Annotated in this window: 19 protein-coding genes; 6 read left to right on the top strand and 13 right to left on the bottom strand. The window is 35.6% G+C overall.

What is annotated here, in order from left to right; all coding sequences use genetic code 11:
* Positions 1-118: 118 nt before the first annotated feature.
* The gene (locus ACIPKN_RS07640) at positions 119-739 is read right to left on the bottom strand and encodes a DsbA family protein (protein WP_142506977.1); all 621 of its coding nucleotides are present in this window, start codon (positions 737-739) and stop codon (positions 119-121) included.
* A 1,053-nt stretch (positions 740-1,792) separates the two neighbouring features.
* On the opposite strand from ACIPKN_RS07640, the gene ACIPKN_RS07635 reads away from it, so the two are divergent.
* The gene (locus ACIPKN_RS07635; RefSeq protein WP_400934738.1) at positions 1,793-1,924 is read left to right on the top strand and encodes a hypothetical protein; all 132 of its coding nucleotides are present in this window, start codon (positions 1,793-1,795) and stop codon (positions 1,922-1,924) included.
* A gap of 218 nt (positions 1,925-2,142) precedes the next feature.
* On the opposite strand, the gene ACIPKN_RS07630 is transcribed toward ACIPKN_RS07635, so the two are convergent.
* From ACIPKN_RS07630 to ACIPKN_RS07610, 5 genes are all read right to left on the bottom strand, one after another.
* Positions 2,143-3,408 (bottom strand): MFS transporter, encoded by a 1,266-nt coding sequence (locus tag ACIPKN_RS07630; RefSeq protein ID WP_400934736.1) that lies wholly within the window; start codon positions 3,406-3,408, stop codon positions 2,143-2,145.
* A 363-nt stretch (positions 3,409-3,771) separates the two neighbouring features.
* Positions 3,772-4,959 carry an MFS transporter gene (locus tag ACIPKN_RS07625; protein ID WP_400934735.1) on the bottom strand — a complete coding sequence of 396 codons (1,188 nt, stop codon included), beginning with the start codon at positions 4,957-4,959 and terminating at the stop codon, positions 3,772-3,774.
* 372 nt (positions 4,960-5,331) lie between these two features.
* On the bottom strand, positions 5,332-6,003 hold the full coding sequence (locus tag ACIPKN_RS07620; protein ID WP_400934733.1) for an ATP synthase beta subunit C-terminal domain-containing protein: 672 nt from the start codon (positions 6,001-6,003) through the stop codon (positions 5,332-5,334).
* A 593-nt stretch (positions 6,004-6,596) separates the two neighbouring features.
* The gene (locus ACIPKN_RS07615) at positions 6,597-6,752 is read right to left on the bottom strand and encodes a hypothetical protein (RefSeq protein WP_185903355.1); all 156 of its coding nucleotides are present in this window, start codon (positions 6,750-6,752) and stop codon (positions 6,597-6,599) included.
* 392 nt (positions 6,753-7,144) lie between these two features.
* On the bottom strand, positions 7,145-8,098 hold the full coding sequence (locus tag ACIPKN_RS07610; protein WP_400934731.1) for a bile acid:sodium symporter family protein: 954 nt from the start codon (positions 8,096-8,098) through the stop codon (positions 7,145-7,147).
* A 125-nt stretch (positions 8,099-8,223) separates the two neighbouring features.
* On the opposite strand from ACIPKN_RS07610, the gene ACIPKN_RS07605 reads away from it, so the two are divergent.
* Positions 8,224-9,249, top strand: a complete 1,026-nt coding sequence (locus ACIPKN_RS07605) for an S-layer homology domain-containing protein (RefSeq protein WP_400934730.1) — start codon at positions 8,224-8,226, stop codon at positions 9,247-9,249.
* Positions 9,250-9,600: 351 nt separating this feature from the next.
* Here ACIPKN_RS07605 and ACIPKN_RS07600 read toward each other — a convergent pair whose 3' ends face one another.
* Together ACIPKN_RS07600 and ACIPKN_RS07595 are read right to left on the bottom strand one after the other, a co-directional pair.
* Positions 9,601-9,726 (bottom strand): hypothetical protein, encoded by a 126-nt coding sequence (locus tag ACIPKN_RS07600; protein WP_400934729.1) that lies wholly within the window; start codon positions 9,724-9,726, stop codon positions 9,601-9,603.
* A gap of 74 nt (positions 9,727-9,800) precedes the next feature.
* Complete coding sequence (locus ACIPKN_RS07595; protein ID WP_400935052.1) at positions 9,801-10,691, bottom strand: LysR family transcriptional regulator; 891 nt, start codon at positions 10,689-10,691, stop codon at positions 9,801-9,803.
* A gap of 113 nt (positions 10,692-10,804) precedes the next feature.
* On the opposite strand from ACIPKN_RS07595, the gene ACIPKN_RS07590 reads away from it, so the two are divergent.
* Positions 10,805-11,362: a flavodoxin family protein gene (locus ACIPKN_RS07590; protein WP_400934727.1), complete on the top strand. Its 558-nt coding sequence runs from the start codon at positions 10,805-10,807 to the stop codon at positions 11,360-11,362.
* 502 nt (positions 11,363-11,864) lie between these two features.
* Here ACIPKN_RS07590 and ade read toward each other — a convergent pair.
* Both ade and ACIPKN_RS07580 read right to left on the bottom strand, forming a co-directional pair.
* Positions 11,865-13,616 carry an adenine deaminase gene (gene ade / locus ACIPKN_RS07585; protein WP_400934726.1) on the bottom strand — a complete coding sequence of 584 codons (1,752 nt, stop codon included), beginning with the start codon at positions 13,614-13,616 and terminating at the stop codon, positions 11,865-11,867.
* Positions 13,617-13,743: 127 nt separating this feature from the next.
* Entirely contained in the window at positions 13,744-14,166 is a 423-nt protein-coding gene (locus tag ACIPKN_RS07580; RefSeq protein WP_400934724.1) for a pyridoxamine 5'-phosphate oxidase family protein, read from the bottom strand.
* A gap of 156 nt (positions 14,167-14,322) precedes the next feature.
* Here ACIPKN_RS07580 and ACIPKN_RS07575 point away from each other — a divergent pair, with 156 nt between their 5' ends.
* From ACIPKN_RS07575 to ACIPKN_RS07565, 3 genes are all read left to right on the top strand, one after another.
* Entirely contained in the window at positions 14,323-14,952 is a 630-nt protein-coding gene (locus ACIPKN_RS07575; RefSeq protein ID WP_400934722.1) for a YczE/YyaS/YitT family protein, read from the top strand.
* A gap of 144 nt (positions 14,953-15,096) precedes the next feature.
* The gene (locus ACIPKN_RS07570; RefSeq protein WP_185903372.1) at positions 15,097-15,384 is read left to right on the top strand and encodes a PadR family transcriptional regulator; all 288 of its coding nucleotides are present in this window, start codon (positions 15,097-15,099) and stop codon (positions 15,382-15,384) included.
* A complete protein-coding gene (locus ACIPKN_RS07565; protein ID WP_400934720.1) occupies positions 15,371-15,979 on the top strand; it encodes a DUF2812 domain-containing protein in 609 nt (202 codons plus the stop codon). The genes ACIPKN_RS07570 and ACIPKN_RS07565 overlap by 14 nt, the downstream gene beginning before the upstream one ends.
* A 47-nt stretch (positions 15,980-16,026) precedes the next feature.
* On the opposite strand, the gene ACIPKN_RS07560 is transcribed toward ACIPKN_RS07565, so the two are convergent.
* From ACIPKN_RS07560 to ACIPKN_RS07550, 3 genes are all read right to left on the bottom strand, one after another.
* Positions 16,027-16,659 (bottom strand): 50S ribosomal protein L25/general stress protein Ctc, encoded by a 633-nt coding sequence (locus ACIPKN_RS07560; RefSeq protein ID WP_400934718.1) that lies wholly within the window; start codon positions 16,657-16,659, stop codon positions 16,027-16,029.
* Between the two features lie 303 nt (positions 16,660-16,962).
* A complete protein-coding gene (locus ACIPKN_RS07555) occupies positions 16,963-17,880 on the bottom strand; it encodes an S-layer homology domain-containing protein (protein ID WP_400934716.1) in 918 nt (305 codons plus the stop codon).
* A gap of 123 nt (positions 17,881-18,003) precedes the next feature.
* A complete protein-coding gene (locus ACIPKN_RS07550) occupies positions 18,004-18,708 on the bottom strand; it encodes a YjjG family noncanonical pyrimidine nucleotidase (protein WP_400934714.1) in 705 nt (234 codons plus the stop codon).
* Positions 18,709-18,948: the final 240 nt, after the last annotated feature.

Below are 18,948 nucleotides of genomic sequence, written 5' to 3'. Positions count from 1 at the left end.
TTTTATTAGTTGCAAATGAGTTATAAATACCCTTACTTCCATAAAATCATTACATTTTTTCTCTTCTTTGTGAGAAAGTATGTGTATTTAACTATAGAAACTTAAAATTGAACCCTCTTTAATACAAATTTTTAAAACGCTCTTCAATTTTATCCGACGTCATTACTCCGCCACCAATTGGAATTAATTGATTATCCTTGTGTAGAAGTAAAGAAGGATAACTAGTTATACCAAGTTGTTGAACCTTATTGAAATCATTTTGAACTTCTAGTATAGTTTCTTCGGATTTTAGCCGCTCTAGCACTTGTTCAGGATCCAAATGATGATCAATAGCTATCTTACGATATGTTTCAGGATCGCTCAGACTTTTCCCATCATAATAAAACGCACTTTGCATAGCTGAAGTAAATTCTAACAAACGGTTCGGTGCTAATGAACGTAAAGCTGAAAAGCCAATTGCAGCATCTATTGAATTCATAGTAAAAGTACCTTCTGACAACAAAGCCTGATATGAAGGACCAAATTCTGCACCAGTAAGTTGATTAATTCTTTTATTACCTTCTGATATATATGAGAATTTTTTTATTGGTAGATTATCTAAAAATAATCCTCCGGATAAAACAGTTAACGGCATTTCAGGGTGATTTTTGTAAAAACCTCTAATACTTTCTGAAAATCCATAGCACCATCCACAATATGCATCCCATACATATATTAGGGTATCTTGTTTTGTCTCCATTAAAAACGCCTACCTTTATTTTTTATTATTAACCAATCCCGCTGCTACTTATCAGCTAAGCTCGTTGAATTGCATCTTTTGTAATCTATTGTGCTTTTTCAGGCACATTATTATGCCTTCAACATCTATTGCTCAAAAGAAGGGACACCTAAAAATTTCATCATTACTTAAAGATTTCGAGCCCCATTTCTATTTTTGCAGCTTGACTTCAGGAGTAGAAAGCACCACGTGCTTGAATATACAGTGCTCTTCCACCTGTAACAATCGTTGTTACACCCTGTTGTAACTATTATAGTTACAACGAGAATAAAAGTCAATTCTTATTGACGCAAAAATCAACATTCCTCTATAAATGTTGATATATCAACGGTTTAAGCATTTTCAAATTGGTCAAAATATTTTTAACCACAGTTTACATATAATCCTTTCTACTTCTTCAATACATAGTAATCAAGTGAGTACTCTTTAGAATATCTAGATATAAAAGTAAATCTTTTATAAAAAACATTTTTAGGTTAACTAATTCTTCAAGGTTGAAAAAATAGTAAACCATAATGTACTAAACTCGCCTCATATCCGTCCTAAAACGCCAAGGTTTTATGGGTTCTTTTCACCAAAATGAAAAAGAAGAATGGCACAAATTTGTAGTAATAGACGCTGAAACAAAAAAGATACTTCTTAGAGGAAACCATTATCAGCTTTACGATAATCCTTCATCCATACTATCCTTGTTTAAAATGGCGAAAAAAATAAAAGAAGTGTAAGAACTATATGAATTAATTAAACAGACTAAAATCGTTTCCACGGTAAAACACTATGCATCTTTTATCAAACTGTTCCATTAATAAAATAACGATGTAATGATATAGATATATTTCTCATGGTTATCAAAAGAAAAAAGTTTGTTATATTTCTTACCTTCGATGTTTGTTATTGTAGTTTGTGTGAGAATCTACGTCTTAATATTTGTAGTCATGCTTGAACAACTACTTTTAATTTTTGTCAATGAATACAATTTTATAACGAGGAATTAGATTTAAAAATTATCAAGGAATGAACAAATTAGAACAAGTAACTAATGAATTACTCGAAGCGGGATATACAATCGAGGAAATGAAAGCATCCTTTAATGAGGTGATTAAGGAATCTAATCAAACAGAAGCAAATGATAAAACAAATAGCTAATTACATAGTTATTTATTTTTAGTAAGAGGACAAGGTTCTTTTGATTTACATTTCGGAGTACCGAATGTCAACAAAGGAACCTTAAATTAAGTTGTTTTTTTATAAAGTTTTATTTAAATTCACTCTATATTCTTGATTTTCCACTACAAGTTTTAAAACATTGGTTACTTTGAAACTATTTAAGTAACCAATAAAAATTTTAGTATCAATAATTTATCTCAAGTTTTTCTTGACCAAATGACAACTGGAATAAGGATTAAAGATAATAGGCCTCCAGTTAAAGATAATGTTGCATAGCTTGCATTAGCTACTACCATGCCTGAGAGAGCACCACCAGAAGCCCCTGCTAGTGCAACTAAAACATCAATTTTCCCTTGTGTTTTTGCTCGAGTGGACGGCTCAGTCGAATCGACTATTTGAGCAGTACCACTAATTAAGCCAAAGTTCCAGCCTAACCCAAGTAAAGAAAGAGCTACGATTAATAGAACCATAGAATCACTCCGTGCGAATGCTGCTAATAAACCTGCACATAACAACGTCACTCCCGAAGCTATACTCATGGTTGTTCGTCCAATTTTATCAACAAGAACGCCTGTTACGAGCGACGGAAGATACATGGAACCTACATGAAATCCTATAACAATTCCAACCTCCGATAAGCCATGACCATGATGTTTCATATGTACTGGTGTCATCGTCATGATAGCAACCATGACAATTTGAGTAAGTACCATAACGGTTGCACCGACTGCAAGACCTCTTTTGTTGATTGTTTTATGAAAGGATTCCGCCTTATTTCTAAGTTCCAGTTCTTGTTTGTGTGCTTCTATCATTGTTGCAATTTCTAATGGATCAGGACGCAACAAAATAAAAAGTACTAACCCAGCCAATATAAAAGCTATAGATGATAATATAAACGGTCCCGCAAGGGGAGGAACCCCCATTAAAAGTGCAAATCTACCCATACTTTCTACTAAATTCGGACCTAAAACAGCGCCGAAAGTCGTCATTAGCATTGTCGTGCTGATAGCAGTAGCCCGTTGCTTTTCATTAGCTAAGTCTGTACCAGCATATCGAGCCTGTAAATTTGTCGCTGTCCCTGCACCATAGATTAGTAGAGAAGCGAATAATAAAATCACACTATTCATCAAAGCAGCAATTACTACACCAATTGCACCAAGCCCACCGACAAAAAAGCCGGTTGATAAACCTGTACGACGTCCATAACGTTGTGATAGTTTCCCTATAATTAAAGCTGCACCCGCCGACCCTAAAGTAAATAAAGCGGAGGGTACTCCTGCATAGGCATCTGTTCCAAGCATTTGTTGAGCTAAAAGAGCCCCTACTGTAATACCTGCTGCAAGCCCCGCCCCACCAAAAATTTGTGAGAGACTAACAACGATTAACACTCGCTTATATAAGTTCTTTAGTTTTTCGGGTGAATCAATATATGTATCCATTGTTTCCTGTGCTTTTCCAAGCATGTTTCAACACCTTCCTTCTACTTTCCTCTACATCTGCACGAAGAAAAATCTTTCTTCTGTACCGGGGACAAAAAACGAAATGACGTTAATTAATGGTACGGTCTCGTCTATATTCGTTCATATACACAATGTATCAGTTTTTTTATAAACTGCAACATACATCAAAAAAGAGTGGACTTTCCGGATACTCGAAGCACCACAAACCTTTTTGGTTTTAGTGCATTCCCTATCAGACCACACGCTTCCCCTCACTTAAAGGATTGGGCTTTCCCGTTCGGAATATCAATAAAAATGTAGACTTAATTAAGCTATAAGAACTGCCAAAGCATTTTACAGATTTGACAGTTCTTTTTTTGTTTATTTTTAATGAGCATGCATAACAACACTCTTTTTCTTAGAAAAGAGTAAAAAAGTGATGGTTAAACTTAGACTAATAATACCAAAAACAAGTCCCAATCCACTTAAACCAACTAAATCTAGCATCATGCCTGTTGACAATAAGACGAACTGAAAGATGACAGAATCAATCATATTACGGAATGAGAAAAATCGCCCATGAAAATCTTTTGGCACTTGCTTTTGAAAAATCACCATTGTCGTCGGGAAAAAACAGCCTACTGAAAAACCAAAAACGCCAAAAGTTGCTAACGCAAAGAATTTAATATCCGATAATAGTAGCATTAGCTCCATCGAACCGATAATAAATGCTAATGTAAAGAGTAGTGTTCCAATATTCACCCGCTCCGTAAATAATTTCAAAGTTGCTGCTCCTAGCATGAAGCCTATGCCCTCAACTGTATATAATAATCCTGATATTGTCGTTGAATGGTGAATCTCAGAAATTTTCATAATAACTAAATTAAAGGAGCCTAAAAATAATGTTGGAATTAACATTAAGACAAGTGTCATTAAAACAACCGGGTGCTCCTTCACCATCGGTAACACTTCTTTAAAGTCTCCCTTTTCCTTAGATGTTAGCGATTGATTTGCCGTTTCATCTAATTGTAGGAAGTTCGTAATAACAAACATCAACATATAGACAATAAATGAAATGATGTACAACCATTTCAGCTCAAAGAAACTTAACATGAATCCCGCTGCAGCAGTACCAATAATCCTTGAAATCGTTCGTGCATTCATTTGCCAAGCATTTAATGTAATTAAATCCTTATCCTTTACAATCATTGGAATAATAGATTGTAAAGCTGGCATATAAAAGGCGGCTGCTATTTGCAACGTAATTAAAAAAAGAATCATCCAAATAACCGAATTTGTATAAAGTGCCATAAACATAAACACAACACTTATAATTCGTCCTACACTAGCCCACTGTACAACTGTTTTCTTCATTGACCTGTCAATAATACGCCCTGCCAACGGACCTACTACTAAACCCGCCAATATACCGCTAGAAATAATTAATGATTTGCGAAAGTCAGAGGGTACGACTTCTTGCATAAAAGCAAGATTTCCTATAATCCCAGCCCACAAGCCAAGACCTACAACAAATTCACCTAATAAAATTATCCATACATTCCGATTACGCCACATGCTATATCTCCTTGTTGTATCATTAATTTATAAATCGTAACAAAATTACAAATATTAGTACATAGTCATTTTAACTAATTTCATTATATGTATGTCTTGAATATATTTAGTTCTTTAATTATGGAATATCGCTTTTTCGATTATATCAGGAAAGCGATAAAGAACATATTATCAAACATGTCCGTATAGCTTTAAAAATTTGCAAAAAAATTTAGATAAAAATCACCTCTTTAGTTTTTCTTAGAGGTGATTTAATATTGAATATTAAAATAAACTTGAAGATTATGAAGAAATGTACTTAAACATACAGGTTAGATTAGTTGAAGAAGAACTTTAAAAACAATAGAAAAGGCCTTTTTCCCTATTCTAGAATTATAGCCTCCCAATAAACACTAATTCTGATGCATCTCTAGAATCTAAAGCACCGTTCATAATTTCTTGTACATCATTCAAAGTATCTTTAAGGCTGACAGATTGGCCCGGTTTATTTGTTAGGGGCTCAGCAGTATAAAAAGGCTGAGTTAGATAGGCTTCAAGTCTCTCTCCTCTTTGATATGTTTGTAACTCAGAAGTCGGAATCCGTTCAATCCCACTAACATTCACTAATGAACGGAGTTCCCGATAACGGCGAAGAAGTTTTAAGGCTTTTTGTTGAATTGTGAAATGTTCCTGATCTAAATGTGCTCCTTCGAGAACAGTTGATGTTGAACTAAGAGGATTAACGGCTGGATAGCGGTGTCTTGCAGCAAGGTCAGCATCAAATTGCCAAAAAGTTTCAAGTGGTCCATAAGGTAAATCTTCATCAACAACTTCGCCTGTCAAATCAACGAGGAAAGTTGTAACAGAATGAATTCCAATCCCTTGAAGATTCTCCTGCAGTTGTTGGATACCTCCTGTTATAACATGGGTTCTGTCTGCAACGAACATAATGTCTTTGTCTCCACCAATATTCGCAATACACTCATACGTGTCTTCAATGGTGTTTGTAATGATTTCTACATTTTCTACAAGATCATTTAATCCTTGATGTTCACCTTTAGGCATTAAAAGGATTGTTTTATATGCTTCATTTTTAAAACGCTAGAGTAATTCTGCTAAAACTACGAGCTGCCCCATTCCAGGGCTGCAACCAAACCGACAGTACCTCCTTTTGCTAAAGGAGCAAATAAACTCCATATTGTGAATTAAACGGCGTTATATCGCAACAAAAAATTACTCTCTAAAATAATATTAATTACTTTTTGGAGTAAATTATGTAAGAGCTATTCAAACTTATGGAAGAGGTACATTAAATGAACGACTAAGTTGCGTGCAGTTTAAACATACTTCCTAACAGAAGCTTCAGTGCAACAAAGGTATCAAAAATAATCAAATTTTTTTTATAATGAATTTTATCTGCCACATAAATAAGAGCATGTTTTGATCAATCTTTTTTCAAAACATGCTCTTTGAATTTGCCCTTATATCAAGGTTGATATCGTTAATTTTATTACAAAGCTACAGTCTGATAGTAGATAAACGTTATGTTTTTACATAAAGCTATTTAGCAATTTTTAATCGACAGACCCGTTATTTAACATTTTATGAGGAGCCTTAAAACTAACACTACGTAACATTAGAAAAATCTCGTTTTCAATTCATATTAATTTTTTTACAAGGCGCCGCCAGCCTATCCAGAAAATAATGACCATCATCCCTGCACCAACAGACTCTGTCAGTTTCCATAAAAGTATAAGAATTAGCAAAATAATTAACGGAAGAATCGTTAGCTTTACATCATCTAACTCTTTCATTCATGCACTCTTCTTTCTTAAGTGACATAATTAGTACTCAAAATACTTCCGACAAGCATAAAACACTAAAATTTCTTGTATAAAAAGGGCTGGTGTTAACTCTCAAATTTATAGTTCTGATATGAAATATCTCCCCCATAATCCTACATTTAAATAACATGGATACTGCTTATCTTCATCATATTCTGAAGGTAGCATAATGGAAACCTCATGTTTTTTTATTTTCACTTCATGATCTTGCAGCAAAATTTTTAGTGTCTTTTCTTCTTTTTGTAACAGCTTCACCATCATTAATTGTCACAAAAATGATGTAGCATTCTAATAACTGTCGGGATAGCAGCTCTTACATACTCGCTTCCTCTCGAACATTCGCGGATATTTTTACATTTAACCTATAGTAAACCTTCCGCATATTTCAGCTGATACTTTTCCATTACTCGGCTAAAGAACGAGGCTAGAACTTGCTGAAATAGCATACCAAACACCACAGGCATAACCGTTTCTGCGGGAAAGTATGTAGTCGCTATTACAACCCCTACAGCAATATTACGCATCCCTCCTGTAAAAACGAACATCGTAACAATGCTTTTATCCTTCCAAAGCATATGCCCTAATACTAAACAAAAAGCATATCCTGATACAGCTAGTAGAAATACGACCAAAATAACACTAACAAGCTCCAAGTTAATATTTTTTATATAAGGGGCAATTGCACTACTGTTAATCATTACAATACTAAATAAGCTAAGTTTTGAAAAAGGGGCTAATTTCTTTCCTAATGTAAGCTCAATTTCACCTTTAGTAAACTCATTTAACGCTACACCTATAAGAGAAGGCACAACAATCATCCAAAGTAAATCTAGAATGAGACCAACAGTATCAATTTCGATTGATTGCCCTACTACAATATGAAGTAATGCTGGAATGACAAAGGGCGAAATGAGTGTATCGATTAAAATAATTGCAAGACACAATGCAAGATGCCCCCTACAAATACTAACCCAAATAAAGCTAGTTACCCCTGTTGGTATAACGACTGCTAAAACAAAACCAATTGTCAGCAGATGATCGTGAAAGATCATGTTTGATACAAAATAAGCCCAAATTGGCATGAGTAGGTGTAAAAATGCAATAACAATTACTATTTCTGTTGGGTATTTTTTAAGATTTTTTATTCCTTTAAAATTCATGCTTAAACTACCTGCAAATGTCATAAAAGCGAACAGCCACGGCACTAAAAATAATAGCTGATGCCCTACGTTCTCAAACAACACACCAATTACTAAGCTAAACGGTGTTAAAATAGGCATCCATTTTTGGAAGTATTTATTTAAACCATTTAACATCTCTTTTTATTCCTTCTTTCATAAAAGAATAGTTTTCTTCAGTCTATAAACTAAAAAAATTTGCAGTTTATATCCATATCCTTCAAACTATTAACATGACTAGAAAGAAAGGATGACTGAGTCTAATGAAAAAATTAGTGTGCACTTTATTGCTTCCCCTACTTGTTGTGGCAACTGGATACACTGTACAAGCTGCTGGCTTTAAAGATGTGCCAGAAGATCACTATTCCTATGAAGCCATCATGTGGGCAGAGGAATACGATATCGTTAATGGCTATCCAGACGGTACATTTAAGCCCAATGCAACAATCACAGAGCAACAATTCGCAAAACTACTAGCTAATTTTTATGAGCTTGAATCACCGTATGATGAGTTAAAAAAACAAACCCCTACTGCAAACGGGTCTGACGAATATTACAATCGTCTTGCGAGCTACGGTGTTCCATTAAACGGATATTTTGATAATAATATACGCGCAGCTAGTGTGAAGCGCGGTGTTGTGGCACAGGCAATTACACATTTAGCTAATGGTAAAAGTGGATTAGATCAATCCATACAATTTTTACTCGATTATTACATTTCCACTGGACAAAACTTTCAGTATGAAAACCGCAATTTACAGAAGTTTTTTGGCGTAACTAACAATATGACACGCGCACAAGTCGTGACAATGCTACACCGTATGGATGAAAGAAATTTTTATGAAATTTCAGAGGACGCACAGGCAATACATGAAAATACGAGTAATGCTTCTTTAAATACACGAGCAAAAAATGGGCAAAGCCAGCTAGATAAAACGATGCAGCTGACAACACCTTCTAATAGTGCTTGGGATGGTAACTATTCGTATTACTATAAATGGGGTACAGGCACAACTGATTTTAATCGTCGTGATGCCTATATTTCAAACGCAACAAGCAAAAGCTTTAAAATATTTATTACTGCCAATGATGGGACAGCTGCAGGGAGTGTCGATGGGACAGCAACTATTACTTCTAGCACTAAGGCTGTGATGAACAAATCCTCAAACGGCAATCGTTGTGTAGTAGAATTTGAGCACCTTAATAATGCGCTTAAAATTACCGAGGTAGATTGTCGCACAGAGCATGATGAAGGAACTAATTTTTCTGGTACTTTAAAGAAACAATAAGTTTTTCATAGGCCCGAAGAATACTCATAAAGGAACACCTTTGAGGTACTTTTATAAATCACAATAATACTCTTTCTTAGTGAAAAGAACTAAAAAGTGCGAATGGATAAAAATATTCATTCGCACTTTTATACTTATTTTAAACTAACGTCTTTACCTTTCAATAACGTCTACATAACAATGCGTTGTATTTAGCGTACTAAAGAAAGCGAAAACAGAGCGAATTCTACGGATTTGTAGATTCTCTCTGTTTTCTCAGAAACCTTTTATTTTTTATCTATGCGATCAAAAACATATTTTTCAACAGTAGGTTTACCTTTAAATACAACATAGCGTGTGAGTATAACTTCTTTATCTTGAACAGTTTAATTCAAATGGTGCCTTCTCTGCCGATATCGATTTTAATAAATCTTTTAATGCTAAAGAAGCAACAAGTTCGATGTCTTCACCATCATAATGATAATAGGATACACTCACCAAGTCATCGTTATTACTTTTACAAACAACAGGTGACCTAGATCTTTTATCATCAGTCAGGGTATAACAAACTCTTAAAACTTCTTATACATCTTCATAGCAATCTCTATAAAATCAGCGAGATATGGAAATATGTGTTTATCCTTATGCCAAGCGATATCCGTAAAAATATCAGCTAAATTCATGGATATAGTCAGTTCTTTTAAGCGATTGTTTTCTAACTCCTTCTCCACCACCATTTTGGGCAAGAATGTAATACCTAAGCCAGCCATCACACATTGCTTAATAGCTTCAATACTTGCAAATTCAATCATTTGTATTGGTAGCGCACCTTTCTGCTGAAGCTGTACTTCCAATTGATTGCGGTAGGAGCAACCGCTTTCCGTCAAAAGCATCGTTTCATTTGAGAGTTGCTGTACAGAAAATACCTCTCTGTCCACATTGCTATTAGTAGATGCACTGACAAATACTAATTGCTCTCGAATAAGTCGCTCACGATGTAACATAGGTGTTTCCTTATATGCATCTGTAATAAACGCTATATCAAGCTTGCCTGACTGCAATAAATCTTTGGCGATTTCGGTCGTATTGACAGGCTTAAAAATGATTTTTACTTGTGGATGTGCTTTCTGAAATTGTTGTAAAATACTCGGCAGACGGTACACACATTGACTTTCCTGTGCACCTATTTTTAACACCGCTTGTGCTTGTTCATTTACTACAGCTTTTTTCATATCTACATTTAAATCTAGCATTTTTTGAGCATACTGTTGTAATCGCTTGCCCCCCTCTGTAAGGGTAATACGTTTTCCAAGCCTCTCAAAAAGGACTACATCAAGCTCTTCTTCAAGCGATTTAATTTGTGCTGTTATACTCGATTGAGCATAGCCTAGTAGCTGTGCAGTCTGGGTAAAACTTAACGTTTCTGATGCTGTTAAGAACGTTTGCAGTTGTTTAAGATCCATCTTCCCCACCTCTAAATCGTTTTTTTCGATATATTCCATCGAAAGATTCTGCTTTATCGATAATAAATATAAGTTTACACTTGTTATAGCCTGAAGAATAGAGGAGGATTGTTATGAACATTACAGCTTTTATTGGAAGCTCTAGAGTAGGTAGTAATAGTGAACAACTAACTGATTATGTATTAGATGGCATAAATCATGTAAAAATAGATCTAAAAAATTTAACGATTGAGCCCATTAACGATTTACGTCATGATAACAATGGCTTTCAGTTTGTAGATGAGGATTATGATCAAATTATCCATGCGTTTTTAACAAGTGATCTCGTTATTTTTGCAACACCAATATATTGGTACAGCATGTCGGGAATCATGAAGAACATGGTAGATCGACTGAGTCAAGCTATTCGAGATGAGCGGTTTCCACAGCTAAAAGAGAAACTACAAACTACAGAAGCCATTGTTGTTGCTGTTGGTGGTGACGATCCATATATAAAGGGTTTACCAATGATTCAACAATTCCAATATATTTTTGACTTTTTAAAGATGCCGTTCTCCTCGTATATTATCGGTGAAGCAAACAAACCTAGTGAAATTATTCATGATGAACAAGCACTGATGCAAGCATCCATATTAAATAAGAAATTAAAAGCACGTATTTATCCCATATAAAAAACGACCTGAAAGCGGCTATGCTTTTAGGTCGTTTTTTATATGGTCGAGGAAATCTTGGTGAATGTTACAGCGCATTAAATTGATGTGATTTCTGTTCCAGGTTACTCGCTTTCGGACAATATTACCATTTGGTGAAGTTTCGTTATTTTCACTATAAATAAGACTAACATATCAAAAGAACATACTAAGTAAGCGATGTGGTTGATTGGAGTGGAGACTGAGCGACTCCTTGGGGATCAGCGTCACAAATGAGACCCTGCAGCGTAAGCGAAGCGGCTCATCGGACACCCCCTGGAAGCTTTGCTCTGTGCGAAGGCAAAGCGTCAGCTACAAATGTTTTTTCTGTGCGAAAGCGAAGCGGCAGCAACAAATGGTTTTCTGTAGCGAAAACGAAGCGTCAGCTACAAAGCGCTCAGACGGAACGGAAATCCCCCCTCGTTTTGCCGAAATGGCATAATTATTTAATAGGACACTTTAATTTCATTGAGATATTCTAATGTTAAACTTCCGCTTCTACCGGAATATGTTGGAATGTTGTCACATCAAATAGCCCTGTATCTGTTAGCTTTAAAGCAGGGATAACTGGTAATGCGACAAATGAAAACGTCAATAAAAAATGAAAATCTAGTGTTGGATTGAGCTCGTGTAGGGCGTTATGCAGACTTGCTAATTGCTTCTTCGCCTCATCTGCTGGTGCATCCGTCATTAAGCCCCCAATTGTTAATGGCATTTCCGCTAATATCTCACCATCTGCTACTATGACAAAACCTCCTTGAATTTCTTGAATGCGTGACAGAGCAAGTAACATATCTTCATCATTCGTACCTACCACTAATGCATTATGCGAATCATGGGCTACAGTAGTGGCCACTGCCCCTTTTCGTAAACCAAAGCCCTTCACAATACCAAGACCTGTGGTATGCAAATTGTGATGCCGCTCAATCACTGCTAGCTTTAGTAAATCCTGTTCAACTGAAGGTACAAATACGCCATCTTTCACAGGTACATCTATTACTAAATGGTTCGTAATAAGCTGATTTGGTATAATTTCCAAAACATTCGCCTTCGTACCTTTATGGAATGGAATGCTAAGCATGTCCTTCGTTACATGCGGTAAATGTACAGAGCGATGAATATGTGCAGGTACAATGGGTTCAGTACGATTCGTTAACATCGCACCGTTTTCAGCAACCTTAATACCATTTTTCCAAACTGCCTTTGCACGCATATTGTCGATATTCTCGATTAATACAAAATCCGCCTTATAACCTGGTGCTAAAACGCCTCGATCATATAAACGATAGCATTCAGCTGTATTAACAGTTGCAAGCTGAATAGCCTGCAATGGCTCCATCCCTTCCTCAATGGCCATTGCGACATCAAAGTTAATGCTACCTTCATCCATTAACTCGTCAACGTATTTATCATCGGTACAAAAGCCAAAACGGCGAGCGTTTGTTGCATTGACAGCAGGCAATAAATCACGTAAGTTTTTTGCTGCTGAGCCTTCACGAATTAATACATACATCCCTTGCTCTACACGATCAGTAGCCTCCTGTGCCGTTACACATTCATGATCTGTATGGATACCAGCAGCACGATAGCCCGTAATTTGATGACTATTTAAGCCCGCACAATGTCCATCTATAACTAAATTAGCCTGTTGTGAAAGAATAATCTTTTCAAGCATGCTGGCTTCACCATTTAATACTGCAGGGAAATCCATGACCTCCGCTAAACCTCGAACATCTTCGTGCTTTAAAAACGGCTCTAAATCAGTAGCTGTCAGCGTTGCCCCTGCATTTTCAAAATGTGTGCCCGGAACACAAGATGGCAACATAACAAAAATATCCATATCTGCTTTTTTGGCATCTTCTAGCATAAACTGAATGCCCTCCGCACCTGCAACATTTGCTATTTCATGAGGATCTGTAATGACTGTTGTAATGCCATGCGGGATCAGTATACGGCTAAATTCTGCAGGTGTTAACATCGATGACTCAATATGTATATGTCCATCAATTAAACCAGGTACAACATATTTTCCTGCGCCATCCTCTTCGTTTTTAGCTTTAAATCTATTCATTGTATCAAGCGCCACAATTTGCCCATTGTTAACGACAATATTTGCTTTTTTCCACGTCAATGTAAAAACATCTGCAATTTGTACGTTACGTAAAATAAAATCCGCCTCAATTTTCCCTTGCGATGTTAAAATATTTTGTGCAAGCTGTTGTAGTTTGTTTGGCATTCTTTGCACTCCTTTGTTCTTTTTTGAATTATCATGCATGAACACTCGCCTAATTTCAAGTTAAGATTTATCATGTAACACAGAATATTTCTCCATCTTCGATAAATAATCAAAAAACGACCACATCTTAATGGTCGTTTGTAAATTCGAGTTCTTTAGGTGGCTCCCCTTTTTTATTCATCAAGCGCATACGAGTTGGTTCGATTTTTAGTGTAATCATTTCATCATGATTACCAACGAAAATGTTTGTAAAAAATTCAGCTAATTTATTTTTTATTCCTTCCTCTAGAATTTCTGTTAGCTTTCCTTCAATTTCAACATACGTATCACCAAAGCCTCTATTTTCGTATCCATACAATATATGTGTATATGGATTTTTACGAAGCTCCTCCATTTTTTCAGAATGTTTATTCGTTACTGTATATAATACAAAATCTTCATGTTGGAATGTCATATAGCGTGAGTACGGTTTGCCATTCTCAACTGTTGCCATCGTTCCTATTTTTTCACGATTTAAAACTTCTAGTATTTCATCTCGCACAGAGGTCATATCATCTCATCCTTTCTTATCCCTACTATTCTGTCCTTATTTAGCTTACCTAATCCTATTTTTTGAAAAATGTGAATTGACAATATTCGATTCATTTTAAAATCTATTGTTATAATAATTTGTTGAACAACATGAATTTTTAGAATGAGGGTTATAATGATGAAGCAAGCATTTTTCACACGGTGTCTGTTCTTCTTAACGGGTATTTTGCTTTTATCCTTAGGTATAACATTGACAATTAAAGGTCAGATTTTCGGTGTTGGTTCATGGGATGTGTTACATATTGGACTAGCTAAAACATTAGGATTAACCATTGGTATTTGGTCCATTCTCATCGGGCTAGCCATAATAGCGTTTGATATAGTAATTACAAAGAAGTTTCCACTGCCGGGTACGTTTATAGATATGTTTTTAGCAGGAATTTTTATTGACATTTTTAACTATTTGCTTCCTGATATAGATGGTTTTTGGATGCAACTTCTTTCATATGTATGTGGCTTACTATTACTTGGCTGGGGTTGCGGTATGTATATGGTGGCAAATTTAGGGATTGGTCCTCGTGATTCATTAATGCTTTTAATGGTCCATAAGCTTGGCTGGAGTGTCACACGCTCCCGAACAACTATGGAAGTAACTGTCGCTTTAATCGGCTTTTTACTAGGTGGTCCTATCGGCGTTGGTACGGTACTAATGGCTTTCGGACTCGGACCGATTGTACAATTTGCTTTAACGTATAATGAAAAATTATTTATGAGATGGACTGGCGTGAAAAGCGCTGTAGTATAGGCCTACAAGACAATGCAAAAGTGCATTGTCTTTTTTTATTCGGTTGCAATATACAGTTCAACTATATATAATCGAACTATATAGTCGAACTGTATACGAGGTGAACTTGTGAAAAAACATAAATTACTCCCTTTATCTGAAACCATGCATTATATTCTACTCGCCTTACGTGAACCATTACATGGTTATGCAATGATGCAAAAAATCGAAGAAATGAGCGCTGGTAGTGTAAGGATTGCTGCTGGTACTATGTATGGCGCAATTGAAAATTTATTGAAATATCATTGGATTTCGCCTGTAGAGACCCATGATACGAGGCGTAAGGTTTATCAAACAACAGCTGAGGGACTAGAAATACTAGCTGTCGAACAACAAAGATTACAGCGAATTTTATCTTTATATGAGGGGGCTGATGGACATGAAAAAGTTTAAAATTTTTTTTGATATCGAAAAGGAAGAGCAATGGTTAAATCATATGTTGTCCAACGGGTGGGTTTGTACAAATGTAAGTTCTAGCGGATTTTATACATTTAAAAAGACAGCTGATCTTGAACAAATTATCCGTATTGATTATCGGCAAGATCTTCGGAGTGAAAAACGAACTAACTATAAACAGTTATATGAGGATTTTGGATGGCAAGCATTAAAGGGAAAATCGTATGATGGTACCTATTATTGGTTAAAAAGAAAAGATGGCAACGATGAATTATTTTCTGATAATGATTCGAAAATTTCTAAATATAAACGATTAATGAAACATTCCAGCAATTGGGCAGTGCTATCTTTTATATGGTTAATGATTTTTTATTCCAATGACCATTATTATTACTTTTTCAATATAAAAGATGCTTATTTTACGCCAGGTTTATGGGATGCAAAGGGTTATGATTTTCTATTTTCTTTTTTATTTGAAACACCATTCGCCATCATACGCATTATCCCACCATGGCTATTTTTAGCAACTGGCAGCTTGTATCTAATCACGTATTTCCGTTATCGCCATTCCATACACAAGCTTATAGCATAAACTATAAGGAGCCACTTATCGAATGTAAGATGGCTCCTTTTTTGTTTCTATTTTTCTGAATCAGATGGATTTTTCCCAGTACCCCCGATTACTTCAGGGGTCCCATCCACTATGTCTTCCTGCACATTTTCAGCGGCAGGTGGTGTAATCGTCACTAATGTATAGTCATCTTCCTGTAAAATTTCAAAGGAAAACTGTTGACGAATATCTCCTACATAAAGTGATGTCCCGATGGCTACTCCAGTCACATCAATCTCTATTGTTTCAGGAATTTCTGTTGGACTTACTTTTATTCGAACTTCACGATTAGGCTGTAATAGGAATCCACCATCTGCAACTCCAATAGCATTACCAGTAACCGTTACAGGAATATCAACCTCTAGTTCCTCTGCCATATTAATGGACTTGAAATCTACATGCTTAACATTCCCCTTTAACGCACAGCGTTGTACTTCTGTTAACACTGCATTGATCTGTTTACCGTCTACATCTAATTGAAAAACATTTTTATTGCCGAATTGAGCTAATATTTTCGCAAATTGTCTGGCATCTAGTGATATCGCTGTTGATTCCATTTGATAGCCATATACAACGCCCGGAATAGCACCATTTTGTCTAAGTTGAGTTAATGATGATTGTTGCCCTTTATCGCGCTTTTTTATAGTTAAAACAGTATTCATCGTATATTCCCCTTTCATGGAAACTAGTCTCATAAAAGGTTTTGCCCGTTCTATAGATTTTTATACATGAGCACTATGTATAGCTTTATTTGAAGTTCGCGCCGGTGCTCTAGTTCTTCTATACGTTCCATTGAATATAATTTACTAGCAAAAAAGCCGAGACGTTGTTATGCTCGGCAAAATTTATCTTCATTCAGGCAAATGTTTTCTGTGCGAAAGCGTAGCGTCAGCAACGATTGGTTTCTGTGCGACAGCAAAGCGTCAGCAGCAACGATTACGCTATGGCGAAATTGATAATATAAATTACAATCTTCCAGCTGCGCTTAAAGTCATTGCTAACATTTTAGCAAACTCTCCACGGGTAATAAATTGATTTGGCAATAGATTTGTATTGGTATCTAGAGCACCGATTGCATACAAAGTCTCAGTATGACGCAATGATTCCTCTTGGAGATAGTAGCTATCCTGATAAGGTAAAATCACATACTCTTCTTCTTGGACAAAATTAACAGCTTCTAATGTTCGACCAAGCATTAAAATTGCCTGCTGGCGTGTGATTTTTCCATTTGGATCAAATATAGTTGGCGTTTTTCCGTTTATGATTCCTAGCGAATGCAAGGCACCAACATAACCGCTATACCAAGATTTTTTAGCATCTATGTCTTTGAATTGTTGTGTTTGTACTTGTTGAAAGCTAAATGCGCGAGTTAATAATGCACTAACTTGTGCACGTGTTAGGGAATCATTGACACCAAAGTTATCAGCTGTTTTACCTTGAACGATGCCCCTCCTCGATAAAGTACTAATATACGAACTATACGTTGATCTTCCTATATCACGAAAATAATTAGGCGGTGAATTATCAAATTTCAATTCTGCATTATTATGAATAGTGGCAATTACTCGGTCATTTAAATCTCGATAAGCAACCGGCTCCAATGCCCCCTTTTTAACAACTTGTTTTAAGACCCCATCCTGACCATTTTTAAAAATTTCCACTTCTAATGGCTGACGGTTATTGACAATATTTGCTTTAACACTAAAAATATCGCCTTTTTCTGATGCATTAATTGTAGCACCATATGCAGAGTACACCGTCATATTTGGCGTTTTCATATGTACATAACTAGTTGGCTCTTGATAGGCATATGCCTGCATTGGAATGGCCAATGATATACCTAACAGTCCAACCAATACACCCTTTGAAATTTTTCCTTTCATCTTATTTCTCCCTTCTTTCATTTAACACAATCATACTGGATTTAATTATCCATAAACATTGTATTTTTATAAAATTCAATTGTTCGAGCTTACGAACAATTGAGGCGTAGTATAAATATTTACCTAAAAAATCGCCACTTTGTTATCTAACAACAAGTGTAAATCATGAAGCTTTTTAATTTCATATTGTGGTTCAATATCGCTTGTATTTTCTATATCACGTATATTAAACCAGCATGTATCAATTCCAGCTTGTAGTCCTCCTTTAACATCAGATGTTAAGGAATCACCAATAATCAAGGTTTTATCTCTATTTATATTATCGATACGTTCAAAAACATAATCGAAAAAAGCGGGCATTGGTTTTTGATAGCCTGTTTGCTCCGAGATAAAAATACCTTTGAAAAATTGTGCTAAATTTGCATCCTCTAGTCGTTTATTTTGGGTAATTGTTTTACCATTTGAAACGACATATAACGCATAGTTATCTGCAAGCTGTTCAATTACCTCGTAGGCACCGTCTACATAATGATGTGCCTCTTTCAAATATTTTTGAAAAATCGCCTCAAAATGCTCTCCATCAACTTCTAAGCCGAATTCCTTAAAAGCAATTGAAAATCGAGTGTTATGTAGTGCTTCTTTAGACACCTCACCACGTTCAAAAGCACGCCACATAGATTCATTAATCTCTTTATAACGAGCAATCATCGTTGGAGTTACTGCAATATTTTCCTGTTTAAATAAACGGTCAAGTGCTGCATTTTCAGCTAAGTCAAAATCTAATAATGTGTCATCCACGTCAAACAATAATGTTTCATACTTAGTCATGTCATTTCCTACTTTCTTTGGTGCTGTATTACCATATCATTCCTACTATCATAACGCTTTTTTAGAAAAATAACAGTAAATTTACCCACCTATCAACTTTACGGAATTTTAGAAATAATCACACAAGAAAAGCTATGAAAAATATTTAAACTATTTTTCAAAAAGAAAAAACCTAGAATAACTAGGTCTTCGGCTTCTTTGGTGGTATAGAAAGTTTTACACATACGAAACGGTTAGTGT

This window comes from Lysinibacillus sp. NPDC086135 (genome assembly GCF_044746345.1).
GTDB lineage: Bacteria > Bacillota > Bacilli > Bacillales_A > Planococcaceae > Lysinibacillus.
This window is presented reverse-complemented; position numbering and strand designations above follow the sequence as displayed.

Bases quoted from the DNA above. Each gene is read 5' to 3' on its own strand.
- ACIPKN_RS07640 (WP_142506977.1), bottom strand. From the start codon at position 739: ATGGAGACAAAACAAGATACCCTAATATATGTATGGGATGCATATTGT.
- ACIPKN_RS07635 (WP_400934738.1), top strand. From the start codon at position 1,793: ATGAACAAATTAGAACAAGTAACTAATGAATTACTCGAAGCGGGATAT.
- ACIPKN_RS07630 (WP_400934736.1), bottom strand. From the start codon at position 3,408: ATGCTTGGAAAAGCACAGGAAACAATGGATACATATATTGATTCACCC.
- ACIPKN_RS07625 (WP_400934735.1), bottom strand. From the start codon at position 4,959: ATGTGGCGTAATCGGAATGTATGGATAATTTTATTAGGTGAATTTGTT.
- ACIPKN_RS07620 (WP_400934733.1), bottom strand. From the start codon at position 6,003: ATGCCTAAAGGTGAACATCAAGGATTAAATGATCTTGTAGAAAATGTA.
- ACIPKN_RS07615 (WP_185903355.1), bottom strand. From the start codon at position 6,752: ATGAAAGAGTTAGATGATGTAAAGCTAACGATTCTTCCGTTAATTATT.
- ACIPKN_RS07610 (WP_400934731.1), bottom strand. From the start codon at position 8,098: ATGTTAAATGGTTTAAATAAATACTTCCAAAAATGGATGCCTATTTTA.
- ACIPKN_RS07605 (WP_400934730.1), top strand. From the start codon at position 8,224: ATGAAAAAATTAGTGTGCACTTTATTGCTTCCCCTACTTGTTGTGGCA.
- ACIPKN_RS07595 (WP_400935052.1), bottom strand. From the start codon at position 10,691: ATGGATCTTAAACAACTGCAAACGTTCTTAACAGCATCAGAAACGTTA.
- ACIPKN_RS07590 (WP_400934727.1), top strand. From the start codon at position 10,805: ATGAACATTACAGCTTTTATTGGAAGCTCTAGAGTAGGTAGTAATAGT.
- ade (WP_400934726.1), bottom strand. From the start codon at position 13,616: ATGCCAAACAAACTACAACAGCTTGCACAAAATATTTTAACATCGCAA.
- ACIPKN_RS07580 (WP_400934724.1), bottom strand. From the start codon at position 14,166: ATGACCTCTGTGCGAGATGAAATACTAGAAGTTTTAAATCGTGAAAAA.
- ACIPKN_RS07575 (WP_400934722.1), top strand. From the start codon at position 14,323: ATGATGAAGCAAGCATTTTTCACACGGTGTCTGTTCTTCTTAACGGGT.
- ACIPKN_RS07570 (WP_185903372.1), top strand. From the start codon at position 15,097: ATGCATTATATTCTACTCGCCTTACGTGAACCATTACATGGTTATGCA.
- ACIPKN_RS07565 (WP_400934720.1), top strand. From the start codon at position 15,371: ATGAAAAAGTTTAAAATTTTTTTTGATATCGAAAAGGAAGAGCAATGG.
- ACIPKN_RS07560 (WP_400934718.1), bottom strand. From the start codon at position 16,659: ATGAATACTGTTTTAACTATAAAAAAGCGCGATAAAGGGCAACAATCA.
- ACIPKN_RS07555 (WP_400934716.1), bottom strand. From the start codon at position 17,880: ATGAAAGGAAAAATTTCAAAGGGTGTATTGGTTGGACTGTTAGGTATA.
- ACIPKN_RS07550 (WP_400934714.1), bottom strand. From the start codon at position 18,708: ATGACTAAGTATGAAACATTATTGTTTGACGTGGATGACACATTATTA.